Raw genomic sequence first — 14,871 nt, forward strand, 5'->3', positions numbered from 1 at the left:
CCGCGTCTGCAACTATTGTCTTCGCCTGTAAGCGTTACACGCAATCGCTTGGAAGGTCTGCTCCATGCCTCTCGCGCTCCTGGCCCTGGCCATCGGGGCCTTCGGGATCGGCACCACCGAATTCGTGATCATGGGCGTGCTGCCCGAGGTCGCGGACGACTTCGGCGTCACCATCCCGACCGCCGGCTGGCTGGTCTCCGGCTACGCCCTCGGCGTCGTCTTCGGTGCCCCGCTCCTGACCGTCCTGGGCACCAAGGTGTCCCGGAAGAAGATGCTGATGTTCCTGATGGCGCTGTTCGTCGTCGGGAACGCGCTCTCGGCCCTCGCCCCCGCCTTCGGCCTCATGCTCGCCGGCCGGATCGTGGCCTCCCTCGCGCACGGCGCCTTCTTCGGCATCGGCTCGGTGGTCGCCGCCGACCTGGTGGCCCCGCAGAAGAAGGCCTCGGCCATCTCCCTGATGTTCATGGGCCTGACCGTCGCCAACATCGTCGGCGTCCCGCTCGGCACCTACATCGGGCAGGCCGCGGGCTGGCGCGTGACCTTCCTTCTCGTCGCCGCGCTCGGGATCGTCGGCCTGCTCGGCGTCGCCAAGCTGGTGCCCGAGACGGGCCGGCCCGAGGGCGCCGACGTCCGCGCCGAGTTCGCCGCCTTCCGCAACGTCCAGGTCTGGCTCGCGATGGCGATGACGGTCTTCGGCTACGGCGGTGTCTTCGCCGCGATCACCTACATCACGCCGATGATGACCGACGTGGCCGGCTACTCCGCCGGTGCCGTGACCTGGCTGCTCCTGCTGTTCGGCGTGGGCATGTTCGCGGGCAACCTGATCGGCGGCCGGTTCGCCGACCGCGCCCTGATGCCGATGCTGTTCGGCTCGCTGGCCGCGCTGTCCCTCGCCCTGCTGCTGTTCACGGCGACCGCCCACAACAAGGTCCTCGCCGCCGTCACCCTCACCCTGATCGGCGCGCTGGGCTTCGCCACCGTGCCCCCGCTGCAGAAGTGGGTGCTCGACCAGGCCTCGGCCGCCCCGACCCTGGCCTCGGCCGCCAACATCGGCGCCTTCAACCTGGGCAACGCGCTGGCCGCCTGGCTCGGCGGGATCGTCATCGCCGCGGGGCTCGGCTACACCTCCCCGAACTGGGTGGGCGCCCTGCTCTCCGGCTTCGCGCTGCTGCTGTCCTTCCTCGCCGCGTTCCTGCACCGCCGCGCCCGCACCGGCGGCCGTGTGGTGACCGGCTCCCCGGCCCGCGAGGCCGTACCCGCCGCAGCCCGGCACTGACGGCCGAACCGACCGACCCACCACTCCCCCCACCTCCCACACGGCAAGGAGCACCGACATGACCACCGCCCCCGCGATCGCCCCGCTGACCACCACCGACGCCGAGGTCCTGCTCGACGCCGCCCACCGGGCGGCCGAGGCCGCCGGGGTCGCCGTCAGCGTCACCGTCCTCGACGCCGGCGGCCATCTGCTGGCCTTCCGGCGGGACGACCGGGCGCTGCTGATCTCGGGCGAGACCAGCACCCGCAAGGCCTACACCGCCCTCCAGCTGGACAGCGCCACCGCCGACCTGGTGGACGCCGTCAAGCCGGACGGCCCGTTCCACAGCCTGCCCACCGCGCTGGACAAGCCGCTGCTGTTCATCGCGGGCGGCCTGCCCGTACGCCGCGACGGGCGTCCCATCGGCGCGATCGGCGTCGGCGGCGGCGCTCCCGAGCAGGACCACGCCTTCGCCGCGGCGGCCGTGGCGGCCCTCGGCTGAGCCCGCCTCGGCGCAAACCCAGGACCGCCGCCACGCCCGGACCCGGGCCCGGCGCACCACCCCTCCCCCGCACCACGCAAGGAAATCCACGCAATGACCTCGGTCCCCACCGTCACGCTGAACAACGGCGTCGAGATCCCCCAGCTCGGCTTCGGCGTCTTCCAGGTCCCCGACGCCGAGACCACCGCCGCCGTCACCGCGGCCCTCCAGGCCGGTTACCGCTCCGTCGACACGGCAGCGATCTACGGCAACGAGTCCGGCGTCGGCGCGGCCCTCGCCGCCTCCGGCCTGCCCCGCGAGGAGCTGTTCGTCACCACCAAGCTGTGGAACGCCGACCAGGGCTACGACGCCACCCTGCGGGCCTTCGACGACAGCCTGGCCCGGCTCGGCCTGGACCACGTCGACCTGTACCTGATCCACTGGCCCGCCCCGGGCCGCGACCTGTACCGGGAGTCGTGGAAGGCCATCGAGCGGCTCGTCGCCGACGGCCGGGTCCGTGCCGCCGGCGTCTCCAACTTCCAGCCCGCGCACCTGCGACGGCTGCTGGACGGCGCCTCGCTCGTCCCGGCCGTCAACCAGATCGAGCTGCACCCCGGCCTCCAGCAGGCCGAACTGCGCGCCCTCCACGCCGAGCTGGGCATCGTCACGGAGGCCTGGAGCCCGCTCGCCCAGGGCGCGGTGCTCGGCGACGACGCGATCACCGCGATCGCCGGGCGGCACGGGAAGTCCCCGGCCCAGGTCGTGCTGCGCTGGCACGTCCAGCTCGGCACCGTGGTGATCCCCAAGTCGGTCACCCCGGCCCGGATCCGCGAGAACATCGACGTCTTCGACTTCTCGCTGTCGGAGGAGGAGATGACGGCAATCGCCGCGCTCGACCGCGACCTGCGCACCGGGCCGCACCCCGACACCCTCGACTGAGGCCGCCGTCCTCAGTCGTGCAGCGGGCGGTCGCTGAGCCGGTGGTCGGCGACGTTCAGCGCCTCGTCGACCAGGCGCCGCAGATGGCCGTCGCGCAGCGAGTAGATCACCCGGCGGCCCTCCTTGCGGGTGTTCACCAGCCCCGCGAGGCGGAGCCGGGCCAGGTGCTGGCTGACCGCCGGCCGCGCCGCCCCGCACGACTCGGTGAGCGTCGTGACATCGGCCTCGCCCGAGGCCAGCGCGTGCAGCAGGGCGAGCCGGGTGCGGTCGCCGAGCAGGGCGAGGAGTTCCGCGGCGAGGGCGAACTGCTCCTCGCCGGGGGTGCGCGGGTGCGCATCGTGCGCAGGTGACAGGTGCATGCGTGCGCTCATACGCACATAATGGCCTCGTGGGCGTGCGCGCGTCCACCTCCGCGCACCGGAAGGGGAGCCCCGTGAGCGACCGGCACGACCACGAGCACCGGCACGGCGAGGACCAGGAGCACGGACACGGGCACGGGCACGATCACCATCGCCACGAGGACGACCACCACGGCCACGGCGATCACCCGCACAGCCACGGCCACACCCCCGGTCTGCGCCACCGCCTCGCCCACCTCCTCACCCCCCACTCCCACGACACCGCCGACAAGGTGGACGCCGCCCTGGAGTCCTCGGCCCGCGGCATGCGCGCGTTGTGGGTGTCGCTGGCGGTGCTGGGCGTTACGGCACTGGCGCAGGCGGTGGTGGTGGCGGCGTCCGGGTCGGTGGCGCTGCTCGGCGACACGGTGCACAACGCGGCGGACGCGCTGACGGCCGTACCGCTCGGCATCGCCTTCGTGCTGGGCCGGCGCGCGGCGACCCGGCGTTTCACCTACGGGTTCGGGCGGGCCGAGGATCTGGCGGGGCTGGTGGTCGTGCTGACGATCGCGGCATCGGCGGCGTTCTCCGGCTGGGCGGCGGTGGTACGGCTGCTGGATCCGCGGCCGGTGGAGCACGTGCCGGCCGTCGCGGTCGCCGCGCTCGTCGGGTTCGCGGGCAACGAGTGGGTGGCCCGTCACCGCATCCGCGTCGGCCGGTCGATCGGCTCGGCCGCGCTGGTCGCGGACGGGCTGCACGCCCGTACGGACGGCTTCACGTCGCTCGCGGTGCTGGCGGGGGCGGGCGGTTCGGCCCTGGGGTGGCAGTCGGCCGACCCGCTCGTGGGGCTGGCGATCACGGCCGCGATCGCGCTGGTGCTGCGGGACGCGGCCCGTGAGGTCTTCCGGCGGGTGCTGGACGCCGTCGACCCGGCGCTGGTGGACCGGGCCGAGCGGGCGCTGGCCGGGGTGCCGGGCGTGCGCGGGGTGGGCGAGCTGCGGCTGCGCTGGATCGGGCACCGGCTGCGGGCGGAAGTGGCGGTCGTGGTGGACGGCGAGGCGACGGTGCGGCAGGCGCACGCCATCGCCGTGGACGCCGAACACGCCCTGCTGCACGCCGTACCGCGGCTGACGGCGGCCCTGGTCCACGCGGACCCGGCCCCCGCGCCCGGCGAGCCGGATCCCCACCTGACGCTGGCCCACCACGCGACGGCCTGACGCGGCGGGCCGTCCCGGCTCAGGCGACGCCCAGGCCCTCCAGGACCGTGGCGTCGGGGAGTTGGGCGAAGGCCTTGCCGGGGATCAGGAGCTTGCCGCGGCGGCGTCCGCTGCCGACGAGGACCCAGGGCAGGTCGACGACGGCCGCGTCCACCAGGACGGGCCAGCCGGCGGGCAGGCCGAGCGGGGTGATGCCGCCGTACTCCATGCCGGTGGCGCTGGTCGCGGTCTCCATCGGCGCGAAGGAGGCCTTGCGGGCGCCCAGTCGGCGTCGTACGACGCCGTTGACGTCGACCCGGGTGGTGGAGAGCGCGACGCAGGCCGCGAGGGTGGTCTCGCCGGCCCGCCGGCCCGCGACGACCACGCAGTTGGCCGACTGCTCCAGCAGCTCGCGGCCGTAGTGCTCGACGAAGACGGCGGTGTCGGCCCAGCGCGGGTCGGTGTCGACGTACAGGATCCGGTCGGCGGGGACGCTGCCGTTCCAGCGGCGTACGGCGTCGGCGACGGGGGCGGTCAGCTCGTCGAGGCAGTCGGGGGCGGGGGTGGCGCGGTCGAAGTCGCCGATGGGTGCGTCCATGGCCGCACGCTAACAACCCCTGGCGGCACGCTGACAAGCCTTGGCGGCATGCTGACAGGCCCTAGCGGACGGGCGGGACGGAGACCGCCATGACCATCCGCATCGGCTCGTCGCCCTCGTTGCCGTACGTGTGCGGGGCGTCGGCCTCGAAGGAGGCGCTGGCGCCCGCCGGGACGCGGTGCTTCACCCCGTCGACGGTGAGGGTCAGCTCGCCCGCGAGGACGTGGACCAGTTCGACCGTGCCCGAGGGGTGCGGGTCGGAGGGGCTGGACTCGCCGGGCGTGAGCAGCCAGTCCCACATCTCCAGCGGGCCGGGCGCCTCGGCGCCGGCGAGGAGGCGGTTGTAGCTGCCGGCGTCGGTGTGCCAGAGCCGTACGGCCTGGTCTGCGGGGACGACGCGGACCTTCGGGCCCTGCTCGTAGTCGAGCAGCGTGGTGATGCTGACGCCGAGCGCGTCACCGATCTTCACGACCGTGCCGATGCTCGGATTGGTGCGGGCCTGCTCGATCTGGATCAGCATGCCGCGGCTGACACCGGCCCGGGCGGCCAGCGCGTCCAGGGTGAAGCCGCGCTCGGTGCGCCAGCGCTTGACGTTGCGCGCCAGGGACTGGGTCAGCAGGTCGAGGTCCGACACATTCCGTCCAATATCCGGGAAGTCAAATATTCTGGATGACAGAGTTCATCTGACTGAACTACGGTGTGATGCACCCGATCGTCCACCGAACTGTACTGCGAGGCCCGCCGTGACCGCACTCTTCGCCCTGGCCACCAGCCTGTTGTGGGGCCTGGCCGACTTCGGCGGCGGAGTGCTGACACGCCGTGCGCCCGCCCTCACGGTGGTCGTCGTCTCGCAGACGATCGCGACGGTGGTGCTCGGCGTGATCGTGGTGGCCACCGGCGGCTGGAGCGAGGCCGGACCGCGGCTGTGGTTCGCGTTCGCGGCGGGGCTGGTCGGCCCGGTGGCGATGATCTGCTTCTACAAGGCGCTGGCCCTCGGTCCGATGGGCGTCGTCTCCCCGCTGGCCACGCTCGGCGTGGCGGTGCCCGTCGGTTTCGGCCTGGTGCTGGGCGAGCGGCCCGGCCTGGTGCAGGTCGCGGGCATCGGGGTGGCCGTCACCGGGGTGGTGCTGGCGGGCGGACCGCAGCGCAGGGGCGGCGGCGTGCCGCGGCAGACCGTCGTGCTGTCCCTGGTCTCGGCGCTCGGCTTCGGCGCGGTGTTCGCGCTGATCGCCGAGGCGTCGACGACGGTCACCGGTCTCTTCCTCGCGCTGTTCGTGCAGCGGGTGACGAACGTGGCCGCGGGCGGCCTCGCCCTGTACGCCTCGGTGCGCCGGGGCGCCCCGGCCCTGCCCGCGGGCGGTTTTCCCTGGGCCTCGCTGCCCGCGCTGGCCTTCGTCGGCCTCGCCGACGTGGCGGCCAACGGCACGTACTCCGTCGCGGCCCAGCACGGACCGGTCATGGTGGCCGCCGTACTCGCCTCGCTCTACCCGGTGGTGACCGCCCTGGCCGCCCGCGGCTTCCTCAGCGAACGCCTGCGGGCGATCCAGGCGACGGGCGCGGGACTGGCCCTGGTGGGCACCCTGCTGCTGGCCGCCGGCTGACGCGACACCCCTCGGACGCCGGTTCAGCTGCCGTCCGGCTCCAGCTCGGCCAGGCTCGCCGCCCCGTCCTCGTCGAGGCTCGCCAGCCGTGCCACCTGCTCCTCGTCCAGCCCGGACAGCGCACGCAGCTGACCGGGCGTGATGTCGTCCGGTATCGGGACCGGCGCAGGGGTGCGCAGCGGCGGCTGCCAGCCGTCGTCGGGGGTCCAGCGGCGTACGACGCGGGCGGGGGCGCCCGCCACCACGGCGTGGTCGGGCACCGTGCCGCGGACCACCGCGCCCGCCGCGACGACCACGTTCCGCCCGATGCGCGCGCCCGGCAGGATCACCGCGCCGGTGCCGATCCAGCAGCCCGGCCCGATCTCCACCGGCTCGAACCGCGGCCACTGCTTGCCGATCGGCTCGTGCGGGTCGTCGTAGGAGTGGTTGGTCGAGGTGACGTAGACGTACGGCCCGAAGTAGCAGTCGTCGCCGATGGTGACCGTGGAGTCCGCGATGACATGGCTGCCGCGGCCGAGCACCACGCCGTTCCCGATGCGCAGGATCGGGTCGGGGCCGAGGTCGAGGTCGGGCATCAGGCCGGCGGTCAGGGTGACCTGCTCGGCGATGATGCAGTGCGTGCCGATGTGGATCCACGGCTCGCCGAAGACGGTGCCGAGCGGGAAGGCGAGCCGGGTGGCCTCGCCGAGCGCGCCGAAGCGGAAGCGGCCGGGCTGCTCGGCGCTCACGGAGCCCGTGCGCTGCACCCAGGACCAGCCCGCGTGGACGGCCCGCTGCGCGAGGCGGCGCCGCCAGGATGAGAACGTGTTCTTGCGCTTCGGCACGCGCTCACGGTAGCCGCGCCCCGGTGGCGCCTTCACTCCGGAGGCCTGTGATCTTCGCCCTACCGGGTGGCGTACGGTGCGGGTGTAGCGACGAGCAGGGAGGCAGCGATGACGCACCGCGCACTGATCAGAGGCATCGGCGGCAGGGAGCCGAGGATCGACGAGAACACGTTCGTGGCGCCGACCGCCTCGGTGATCGGCGACGTGAGCCTCGCGGAGGGCGCGAGCGTCTGGTACGGCGCGGTGCTGCGCGGCGACGTCGAGCGGATCTCGGTCGGGGCGCAGAGCAACGTGCAGGACAACTGCACGCTCCACGCCGACCCCGGCTTCCCCGTCACCGTCGGCGAGCGCGTCTCCATCGGGCACAACGCGGTGGTGCACGGGGCGACCGTCGAGGACGACTGCCTGATCGGCATGGGGGCGACGGTGCTGAACGGGGCGGTGATCGGGGCCGGCTCGCTGGTGGCCGCGCAGGCACTGGTGCCGCAGGGCATGGTCGTTCCGCCGGGCTCGCTGGTCGCCGGTGTCCCCGCGAAGGTCAGGCGGGAGCTGACGGAGGAGGAGCGTCAGGGCGTCACCCTGAACGGCACGATGTACGCGGAACTGGGGAAGGCCCACCGCGACGGGTAGGACCCCGGGTCTCAGGCCGGCGGGCCGGGCCTCACTCGGCGGCGGGCACCGGCTCCGGCTCGGCCTCCTGGGGGGCCGTCTGCGCCTTCTTCGCCTTGCGCTTGACCACCAGCATCGACGCCACGCCGATCAGTACGGCGGCCACCAGGCCCAGCCAGGAGAACCGCTTCAGCCAGGACTCGGCGACCACGCCGACGTAGTAGATGACGGCCGTCGTTCCGCCCGCCCAGATGATGCCGCCGAGGACGTTGGCGATGAGGAACTTCCAGTACGGCATCCGCAGCACACCGGCGAGCGGCCCGGCGAAGATGCGCAGCAGGGCGACGAAGCGGCCGAAGAAGACGGCCCACATGCCCCACTTCTGGAAGGACCGCTCGGCGGTGGCGACGTGGCCCTCGCTGAAGTGCCGGGGGAACTTCCGGCCCAGCCAGGCAAGCAGCGGGCGTCCGCCCTTGCGGCCGATGGCGTAGCCGATGGAGTCACCGATCACCGCGCCGGCGCTGGCGCAGGCGCCGAGGATCACCGGGTTGACGCCGCCGTGCTGCGAGGACAGCAGGGCGGCGGAGACCAGGACGATCTCGCCGGGCAGCGGGATGCCGAGACTCTCCAGTCCGATGACCAGCCCCACCACCGCGTAGACGGCGGCCGCGGGCACTGTGTCGAGCCATTCCTGGACGTGCACCGCCGGTTCCTCCCCGATTCGTGTCCCTGCACTCCCCGGGCACTCCCGGGCGCGCCCCTGGTCGAGGCGCCCGCCCGGGAAGCCTACCGGGTCGAGGTGAACAGGCGGCGACGCGTGGGACGCGCACGCCCGGCGTGCGAAGGGAACGAGCCACGCCGGGCGCGGGCGTCCGGCGTCAGGCGCGGACCTCGTCGAGGAAGTCGCGCAGGAGGGCGCCCCACTCCTGCGGCCGCTCGGCGAACGGCAGGTGCCCGGTCGGGATCTCGGCCCAGCGCGCACCGGGGATGCCGTCGGCGAGCTGCCGGTGGTGGTACGGGGTGACGAGCTGGTCGAGCGTGGTGGAGACGACGAGCGTCGGTACGGCGACCCGGGCGAGGTCGGCTCGTACGTCGACGTGGCCGAGGAGCAGGTCCAGGTGGTCCGGCGTACCGGGCGGGACGGTGGCCGCGGTGTTCTTCAGCGCCGTGTCCAGGTCGTCCTGGCCGACGGCGTCCAGCGCGGGCGCGCTCACGCCGATCAGGGAGAGGAAGCCGGCGAGGCCCGCCAGGTCGCCCGCGCGGAGGAAGTCGCGCCACATCCGCGCCGCGAGCAGAAACCGCGGGTTGGGGTGCGCGAACCCCGCGGTGAGGACCAGCGCGGTGACGCGTTCGGGGTGCCGGGCGGCGGCCCGGACGGCGACGGCCGTGCCGAGCGAGTAGCCGGCTATGGCGAAGGTCTCCACGCCTTCCTGCACCGCGGTGGCGACGAGTTCGTCGGCGAGGCCGTCCAGGGAGAGCGGGGCGCCCGCGCGCGGAGTGCGGCCGGTGCCGGGGTAGTCGGGCCCGACGACGGTGTGCCGGGCGGCCAACATGTCCATCACGGGGCCGAAGTTGGCGTCGATGCCGCCGCCGGCGCCGTGGGCGAGGAGCAGGCCGGGGCCGGTGCCGCGGACGACACGGCCCAGGGTCGAGAGGGGCAACGCATGGGTCATGCCCCGGACGCTAAAGTCTCACATCGGTGTGAGAGTCAACGCGGTGAGGTGCAGATCACATGCGCATCGGGGAGATGGTCCGCCGTACCGGGGTCAGTGAGCGGCTGCTGCGCTATTACGAGGAGCAGGGCCTGCTCACGCCGGAGCGGCTGCCGAGCGGCTACCGCGTCTACACCGAAGCGGACGTGCACACCGTCCGGCGCATCCGGATCCTGCTCGCCGCGGGGCTGCCGACGGCCACCATCGCCCGCGCCCTGCCGTGCCTCCGCGACGACGACCCGTCCCACCTCGCGCCGGTGTGCTCCGGCCTCGTGGCGGAACTGCGCCGGGAACGCGAACGCATCACGCGCACGATCGACGACCTGCGGGCGTCGCGGAGCCTCCTCGACACGGTCATCGAGGCCGGCCCGGACGACACGGGCGCTCCCGAAGGCGCCGGCGCGCGTCCGGACGACGCGGCACTCTTCGAGTCCGGCCCGTCGGCGGCCTGAACCGCCTCCGGGTCGCGGTGAGGGGGCGGCCCGGCGCACCGAGCCCCGCCCCCTCCCAGCGGCCGCTCAGCCGTTGGGACGCAGCGTCCACACGACGGTCATCTCGCCGGTGACGGCCCCGTCCCCGCGCCGGATCTCCACGGCGACCGGGAACTCCGGGCGCTCGCCGGCGTCCAGTTCGGCCACGACCTCGGCGGCCGGCCGGCCCAGGGTCGCGGTGGCGGTCACATCGCCCATCGCGAGCTTCTTGTAGGCGATCTCGGCCCGCACCGCGAGCGGCACGGCCCGCGACAGCTGGTCCCCGAACGCCGCCAGCACGATCGCCCCGCTGGCCGACTCGCCGAGCGTGAACATCGCGCCGGCGTGCGGCCCGCCCACGTGGTTGTGGTAGTCGCTCTGGTCCGGCAGGGCCACCACGGCCTTCTCCGGAGTGGTCTCCAGGAAGTCGAGGTTGAGGGTCCGGGCCATGGGCACGGTGGCGGCGAGCATCTCGCCGATGGACATCTGGTCTGCGCTCATGTCCGGAGGTTACCCGCGAGTAGCATGATCTGACCAGACGCGGCCGATGATCGCCGTATGCTTCCGGCGCATGTGGCCAGGACAGCAGCAGCCGACCGGCGGGACCGACCCCCGGCAGCCGAATCCGTACCAGCAGCCCGGCTGTCACCAGGCCAACCCCTACGCCCGGCAGCAGCCACCGCCCTGGCAGGCGCCCACCGTCGCCGCCCCGCCCGGCGACGGCGGCCGGCGCGCGAAGGTGATCGCCGTCACCGCGGCCGCCGCCGTGGTGCTCGCGGCGACCGTGACCGGGGCCGTGCTGCTGCTCGGCGGCGGTTCGGACGACGAGGCCGCGCCCGGCCCGGCCACGGCGTCCGCGTCCCCCTCGGCCTCCGCGCCGCGGAACCCGCGGGCCGGCGCGGGCGTCCGGCCGAGCGTCCCGGGCTGGAAGGCCGTGGTGAACGCGGACAAGGGCATCGCCTTCGACGTCCCGGCCGACTGGGCCCCGCAGTCCCCCGACTGGGTGTCGTACGTCTCCGAGGACACCGACCCCGACGACAAGCCGCTCGTCGCCATGAAGGCCCCCGCCGTGCTGAAGGAGAAGTGGTGCTCCGACGACACGGACCGTGACGGCCACGTCGACGACACCTCCCTGGCGAGCGCGGGCAGCCGCGGCAACAACGGCGCGAAGAGCGCCAAGGAGATCGCCCGCACGGACTCCGCGGCCTGGGTCTACGGCGGCTACACGCAGCCCGACCACAAGAAGGTCACCGTCGGCCCGGTGACCTCCTTCACCACCGCCTCCGGGCTCACCGGCAGCCTCGCGACGGCACAGTCCTCCGGGGTCGAGCGTCGGCACAAGTGCGACAGCGACGGCAAGGCGACGACGTTCGCCTTCCGCACCCCGGACGGCGGGTTCGCCTCCTGGTCCTTCGTGGGCGCGAAGGGGGTCGAGGAGGAGGTACCGGACGCCACCGTGCGCCGGATTCTCGCCACCGTGCGCCTGGTGCGGACCGGCGACTCCTGATCTGCACGGCTTTGCTACGTCCCTGACAAGGCCCGGTGACCGAAACGTGTCCCGGACGGCACTAGGGTTGCTCGGCATGTGGCCAGGACAGCAGCAGCCGCCCGGGGGAGAGCAGAACCCGCACGGGCAGAACAATCCGTACCAGCAGCCGGGGTACCAGCAGCCGAACCCCTACCAGCAGCAGCCCGGGTACCAGCAGCCCGGCTATCAGCAGCCGGGGTACCAGCAGCCCAACCCGTACGCGCAGCAGCAGCCGCAGCAACCGCAGTGGCAGGCGCCGACGGTGGTGGGCGGGCCCCAGCCCCCGCAGGGCGGCGGCAACCGCACCAAGCTGGTCGCGATCGTGGCGGCCACCGCCGTCGTGGTGGCCGCCGGTGTCACCGCGCTCCTGGTGCTCGGCGGCGACAAGGACGATGCGGCCAAGGGCGACGGCAAGGGCACGAAGACGAGCCAGCCGGCCACGGTGTCCACGCAGCCGAGCGGGACCTCAACGGGCGGCGCGGAGGAGAACCCGCGCGGCGCCGAGACGGAGAAGCCGACCGTCGCGGGCTGGAAGGTCGTCATCAACCCCAAGTGGGGCATCGCCTACGACGTGCCGGCCGACTGGGAGGTGAACTCCCCCACCCTCAGCGTCGGTTTCGAGGAGGAGAACGCCGACGACCTGAAGCCGATCATCATCATGTCCGGCACCGCCGAGTACAAGTCCAAGTGGTGCACGTCCGACGACGACAAGGACGGCAAGACCGACGACACCCCGCTGGCCGTCATCGGCTCCAAGGGCGCCAACGGCGCCAAGAGCACCGACGACGTCGCCATCAACACCCCGGCGTGGTGGGTGTACGGCGGTTACACCCAGCCGGACAAGAAGAGCATCACCTGGAGCCCGAAGGCCACGCCCTTCACCACCGCGTCCGGCATCAAGGGCAGCTACGACTGGGCCAAGTCCACCAACAGCCCGCAGAAGGGCAAGGGCAAGTGCAACAGTGACGGCAAGGCCCTGACGTTCGGCTTCAAGAACGGCAACGGCGACTACGTGTCGTTCAACTTCTACGGGGCCAAGGGCGTCACCGGCGAGGTGTCCGAGGCGACCGTGCTGCAGATCCTGAAGACGGTACGGCTGCACGGCACCCCGCAGGAGAGCTGAGCCGGCGGTCCGTCGCCCGCGTCGGGGCGCGGCCGCCGGGGAAACGGTTTGGCACATCGGGTGCCGTGCGGTGATAGTCACCCGGTGACCACAGCCGCCGACCGCTCCCGCCGCCCGCGCCGACCCGCCTGGGCGGGCCGCAACTACAGCCTGCTGACCGCCGCCGCGTTCCTCACCAACGGCGGCAGCCAGGCGGCCCTGATCGCCTCGGCGTTCGCCGTGCTGGAGGCCGGCGGCGACAGCGGCGACGTCGGTCTGGTGGCCGCGGCCCGCACGCTGCCGCTGGTGCTGTTCCTGCTGATCGGCGGGGCCGTCGCGGACCGGCTGCCCCGGCACCGGGTGATGGTCGCGGCCAACGCCCTCAACTGCGTCTCGCAGGGCGTCTTCGCCGTGCTCGTCCTGGCCGGCGAGCCCCGCCTGTGGCAGATGATGCTGCTGACCGCGCTCGGCGGCACCGGGCAGGCCTTCTTCAGCCCGGCCGCCGAGGGCATGCTGCTGTCCTCGGTCCACGGCGAGCAGGCGGGCCGCGCCTTCGCTGTGTTCCGCATGGCGATGCAGGGCGCGGCGCTCGGCGGCGCGGCCCTGGGCGGCGCCCTGGTCGCGGCCGTCGGCCCGGGCTGGGTGCTGGCCGCCGACGCGGCCGCCTTCGCGGTGGCGGGCGCGCTGCGCTCCTTCCTCGACGTCAGCCATATCCCGCCGCGCGCGCCCGGGGCCGGCCTCCTCGCCGACCTGCGGGAGGGCTGGCGGGAGTTCGCCGGGCGGCCCTGGCTGTGGGGCATCGTCACGCAGTTCGCCGTCGCCAACGCGGTGATCGGCGCCGCCGACGCCGTCTACGGCCCGCTCGTCGCCCGCGACCACCTCGGCGGCGCCGGCCCCTGGGGCCTGGCGCTCGCCTTCTTCGGCGCGGGCACGGTCGGCGGCGCGCTGCTGATGACCCGCTGGAAGCCGCGCCGGCTGCTGCTCGCGGGCACCCTGTGCGTGTTCCCGATGGCCCTGCCGGCGGCCGCGCTCGCCGTCCCCGCCCCAGTGGGTGTGCTGTGCGCGGTGATGTTCGCGGCGGGCGCGACGGTGGAGGTGTTCGGCGTCTCCTGGATGACGGCGCTGCACCAGGAGATACCCGAGGAGAAGCTGTCCCGGGTCTCCGCCTACGACTGGTTCGGCTCGGTCGCGCTGCTGCCGGTGGCGACCTCGCTGGCGGGTCCGGCGGAGTCCGCGTTCGGCCGTACGGCGGCGCTGTGGGGGTGCGCCACGCTGGTCGTGGTGGTCACGGCGGCGGTCCTGTGCGTGCCGGACGTGCGCCGTCTGCGGCGGCGTACGACGACCGTCGTGCAGGGGGCGGAGGGCTCAGCCGATGCCGAAAGCCCCGTCGGGGGGCTCGGGTGACGGGACGGCGTCCGCGTCGGTGACCGGCCGTGCGTCCCCGGTGAACCGGCGCAGCGCCGGCCCGTGCTCGACGCGGGCCGGGAAGGCGTCGGCCGCGGTCAGCCGGGCCAGGTCGGCGGTGGCGACGGGGCGGTGGGAGGCGACGAGCACCGCGTTGCCGAACCGGCGCCCGCGCAGCACGCCCGGTTCGGCGATCAGCGCCAGCTCCTCGAACACCTCGGCGAACGTGGCGAGCTGGGAGCGCAGGAACGCGAAGGGCGCCCCGTCGGCGAGGTTCGCCACGTAGACGCCGTCGGCGCGCAGGACCCGCTCGGCCTCGCGGGCGTAGGCGAGCGTGGTCAGGTGGGCCGGCACCCGGGAGCCGCCGAAGACGTCGGCGACGAGGACGTCGGCCGAGGCGTCCGGGGCCGCCTCGACCCACGCCCGCGCGTCCGCGGCGTGCAGCGCGACCCGGCTGTCTGCGGGCAGCGGCAGCTGCTCGGCGACCAGCTCCAGCAGCCCCCGGTCGGCCTCGACGACGTCCTGCCGGGAGCCGGGCCGGGTGGCGGCGACGTACCGGGGCAGGGTGAGCGCGCCGCCCCCGAGGTGCAGCACGTCCAGCGCCCGCCCCGGCGCGGCCACGGTGTCCAGCACATGCCCGAGCCGCCGGGCGTACTCGAACTCCAGATGCTCCGGGGCGTCCAGGTCGACGTACGACTGGGGCGCCCCGTCGACGGTGAGCAGCCAGGCCCGGTCCCGGTCGACGTCGGGCATGAGCTTCGCGGTGCCGTGGTCGGTGACGCGGGTGACGGGGATGGGCTCGTTCACCTGCCCA

18 protein-coding genes are annotated in these 14,871 nt (G+C 73.8%); 10 read left to right on the forward strand and 8 right to left on the reverse strand.

What is annotated here, in order from left to right; genetic code table 11:
* Positions 1-64 precede the first annotated feature (64 nt).
* The 3 genes from IE308_RS14375 to IE308_RS14385 all read left to right on the forward strand — a co-directional run bounded on the left by IE308_RS14375 (position 65) and on the right by IE308_RS14385 (position 2,675).
* A complete protein-coding gene (locus IE308_RS14375; RefSeq protein ID WP_190218195.1) occupies positions 65-1,276 on the forward strand; it encodes an MFS transporter in 1,212 nt (403 codons plus the stop codon).
* 58 nt (positions 1,277-1,334) lie between these two features.
* Positions 1,335-1,757 (forward strand): GlcG/HbpS family heme-binding protein, encoded by a 423-nt coding sequence (locus IE308_RS14380; RefSeq protein WP_190218196.1) that lies wholly within the window; start codon positions 1,335-1,337, stop codon positions 1,755-1,757.
* Between the two features lie 93 nt (positions 1,758-1,850).
* Positions 1,851-2,675, forward strand: coding sequence for an aldo/keto reductase (locus tag IE308_RS14385; protein WP_190218197.1), 825 nt, complete (start codon positions 1,851-1,853; stop codon positions 2,673-2,675).
* A gap of 11 nt (positions 2,676-2,686) precedes the next feature.
* Here IE308_RS14385 and IE308_RS14390 read toward each other — a convergent pair whose 3' ends face one another.
* Positions 2,687-3,046 (reverse strand): ArsR/SmtB family transcription factor, encoded by a 360-nt coding sequence (locus IE308_RS14390; RefSeq protein ID WP_190218198.1) that lies wholly within the window; start codon positions 3,044-3,046, stop codon positions 2,687-2,689.
* A gap of 62 nt (positions 3,047-3,108) precedes the next feature.
* On the opposite strand from IE308_RS14390, the gene IE308_RS14395 reads away from it, so the two are divergent.
* Positions 3,109-4,230, forward strand: a complete 1,122-nt coding sequence (locus IE308_RS14395) for a cation diffusion facilitator family transporter (protein WP_190218199.1) — start codon at positions 3,109-3,111, stop codon at positions 4,228-4,230.
* Between the two features lie 19 nt (positions 4,231-4,249).
* On the opposite strand, the gene IE308_RS14400 is transcribed toward IE308_RS14395, so the two are convergent.
* Together IE308_RS14400 and IE308_RS14405 are read right to left on the reverse strand one after the other, a co-directional pair.
* Positions 4,250-4,807: a YbaK/EbsC family protein gene (locus IE308_RS14400; RefSeq protein WP_190218200.1), complete on the reverse strand. Its 558-nt coding sequence runs from the start codon at positions 4,805-4,807 to the stop codon at positions 4,250-4,252.
* Between the two features lie 61 nt (positions 4,808-4,868).
* Positions 4,869-5,441, reverse strand: a complete 573-nt coding sequence (locus tag IE308_RS14405; protein ID WP_110626745.1) for a helix-turn-helix domain-containing protein — start codon at positions 5,439-5,441, stop codon at positions 4,869-4,871.
* A 109-nt stretch (positions 5,442-5,550) separates the two neighbouring features.
* On the opposite strand from IE308_RS14405, the gene IE308_RS14410 reads away from it, so the two are divergent.
* Positions 5,551-6,408, forward strand: a complete 858-nt coding sequence (locus tag IE308_RS14410) for an EamA family transporter (RefSeq protein ID WP_190218201.1) — start codon at positions 5,551-5,553, stop codon at positions 6,406-6,408.
* 23 nt (positions 6,409-6,431) lie between these two features.
* Here the strand turns inward: IE308_RS14410 and IE308_RS14415 are convergent, their stop codons facing one another.
* Complete coding sequence (locus tag IE308_RS14415) at positions 6,432-7,232, reverse strand: acyltransferase (protein ID WP_190218202.1); 801 nt, start codon at positions 7,230-7,232, stop codon at positions 6,432-6,434.
* 108 nt (positions 7,233-7,340) lie between these two features.
* Here IE308_RS14415 and IE308_RS14420 point away from each other — a divergent pair, with 108 nt between their 5' ends.
* Complete coding sequence (locus IE308_RS14420; protein WP_110626748.1) at positions 7,341-7,862, forward strand: gamma carbonic anhydrase family protein; 522 nt, start codon at positions 7,341-7,343, stop codon at positions 7,860-7,862.
* 31 nt (positions 7,863-7,893) lie between these two features.
* Here IE308_RS14420 and IE308_RS14425 read toward each other — a convergent pair whose 3' ends face one another.
* Together IE308_RS14425 and IE308_RS14430 are read right to left on the reverse strand one after the other, a co-directional pair.
* Positions 7,894-8,544, reverse strand: a complete 651-nt coding sequence (locus tag IE308_RS14425; protein ID WP_190218203.1) for a DedA family protein — start codon at positions 8,542-8,544, stop codon at positions 7,894-7,896.
* A gap of 175 nt (positions 8,545-8,719) precedes the next feature.
* A complete protein-coding gene (locus IE308_RS14430) occupies positions 8,720-9,514 on the reverse strand; it encodes an alpha/beta fold hydrolase (protein WP_190218204.1) in 795 nt (264 codons plus the stop codon).
* A gap of 59 nt (positions 9,515-9,573) precedes the next feature.
* On the opposite strand from IE308_RS14430, the gene IE308_RS14435 reads away from it, so the two are divergent.
* Positions 9,574-10,005: a MerR family transcriptional regulator gene (locus IE308_RS14435; protein ID WP_190218205.1), complete on the forward strand. Its 432-nt coding sequence runs from the start codon at positions 9,574-9,576 to the stop codon at positions 10,003-10,005.
* A gap of 66 nt (positions 10,006-10,071) precedes the next feature.
* Here IE308_RS14435 and IE308_RS14440 read toward each other — a convergent pair whose 3' ends face one another.
* Complete coding sequence (locus IE308_RS14440; protein ID WP_190218206.1) at positions 10,072-10,524, reverse strand: DUF4442 domain-containing protein; 453 nt, start codon at positions 10,522-10,524, stop codon at positions 10,072-10,074.
* A gap of 70 nt (positions 10,525-10,594) precedes the next feature.
* Between IE308_RS14440 and IE308_RS14445 the strand changes: the two genes are divergently transcribed.
* The 3 genes from IE308_RS14445 to IE308_RS14455 all read left to right on the forward strand — a co-directional run bounded on the left by IE308_RS14445 (position 10,595) and on the right by IE308_RS14455 (position 14,057).
* Positions 10,595-11,530 carry a DUF8017 domain-containing protein gene (locus IE308_RS14445; protein ID WP_190218207.1) on the forward strand — a complete coding sequence of 312 codons (936 nt, stop codon included), beginning with the start codon at positions 10,595-10,597 and terminating at the stop codon, positions 11,528-11,530.
* Between the two features lie 76 nt (positions 11,531-11,606).
* A complete protein-coding gene (locus IE308_RS14450; protein WP_190218208.1) occupies positions 11,607-12,674 on the forward strand; it encodes a DUF8017 domain-containing protein in 1,068 nt (355 codons plus the stop codon).
* 84 nt (positions 12,675-12,758) lie between these two features.
* Positions 12,759-14,057 carry an MFS transporter gene (locus IE308_RS14455; protein ID WP_190218209.1) on the forward strand — a complete coding sequence of 433 codons (1,299 nt, stop codon included), beginning with the start codon at positions 12,759-12,761 and terminating at the stop codon, positions 14,055-14,057.
* Here IE308_RS14455 and IE308_RS14460 read toward each other — a convergent pair.
* Positions 14,019-14,864, reverse strand: coding sequence for a spermidine synthase (locus tag IE308_RS14460; protein WP_190218210.1), 846 nt, complete (start codon positions 14,862-14,864; stop codon positions 14,019-14,021). The two genes, IE308_RS14455 and IE308_RS14460, sit on opposite strands and share 39 nt — an antisense overlap.
* Between the last annotated feature and the right edge of the window lie 7 nt (positions 14,865-14,871).

Source organism: Streptomyces griseosporeus, assembly GCF_014656055.1.
GTDB classification, from domain to species: domain Bacteria; phylum Actinomycetota; class Actinomycetes; order Streptomycetales; family Streptomycetaceae; genus Streptomyces; species Streptomyces griseosporeus.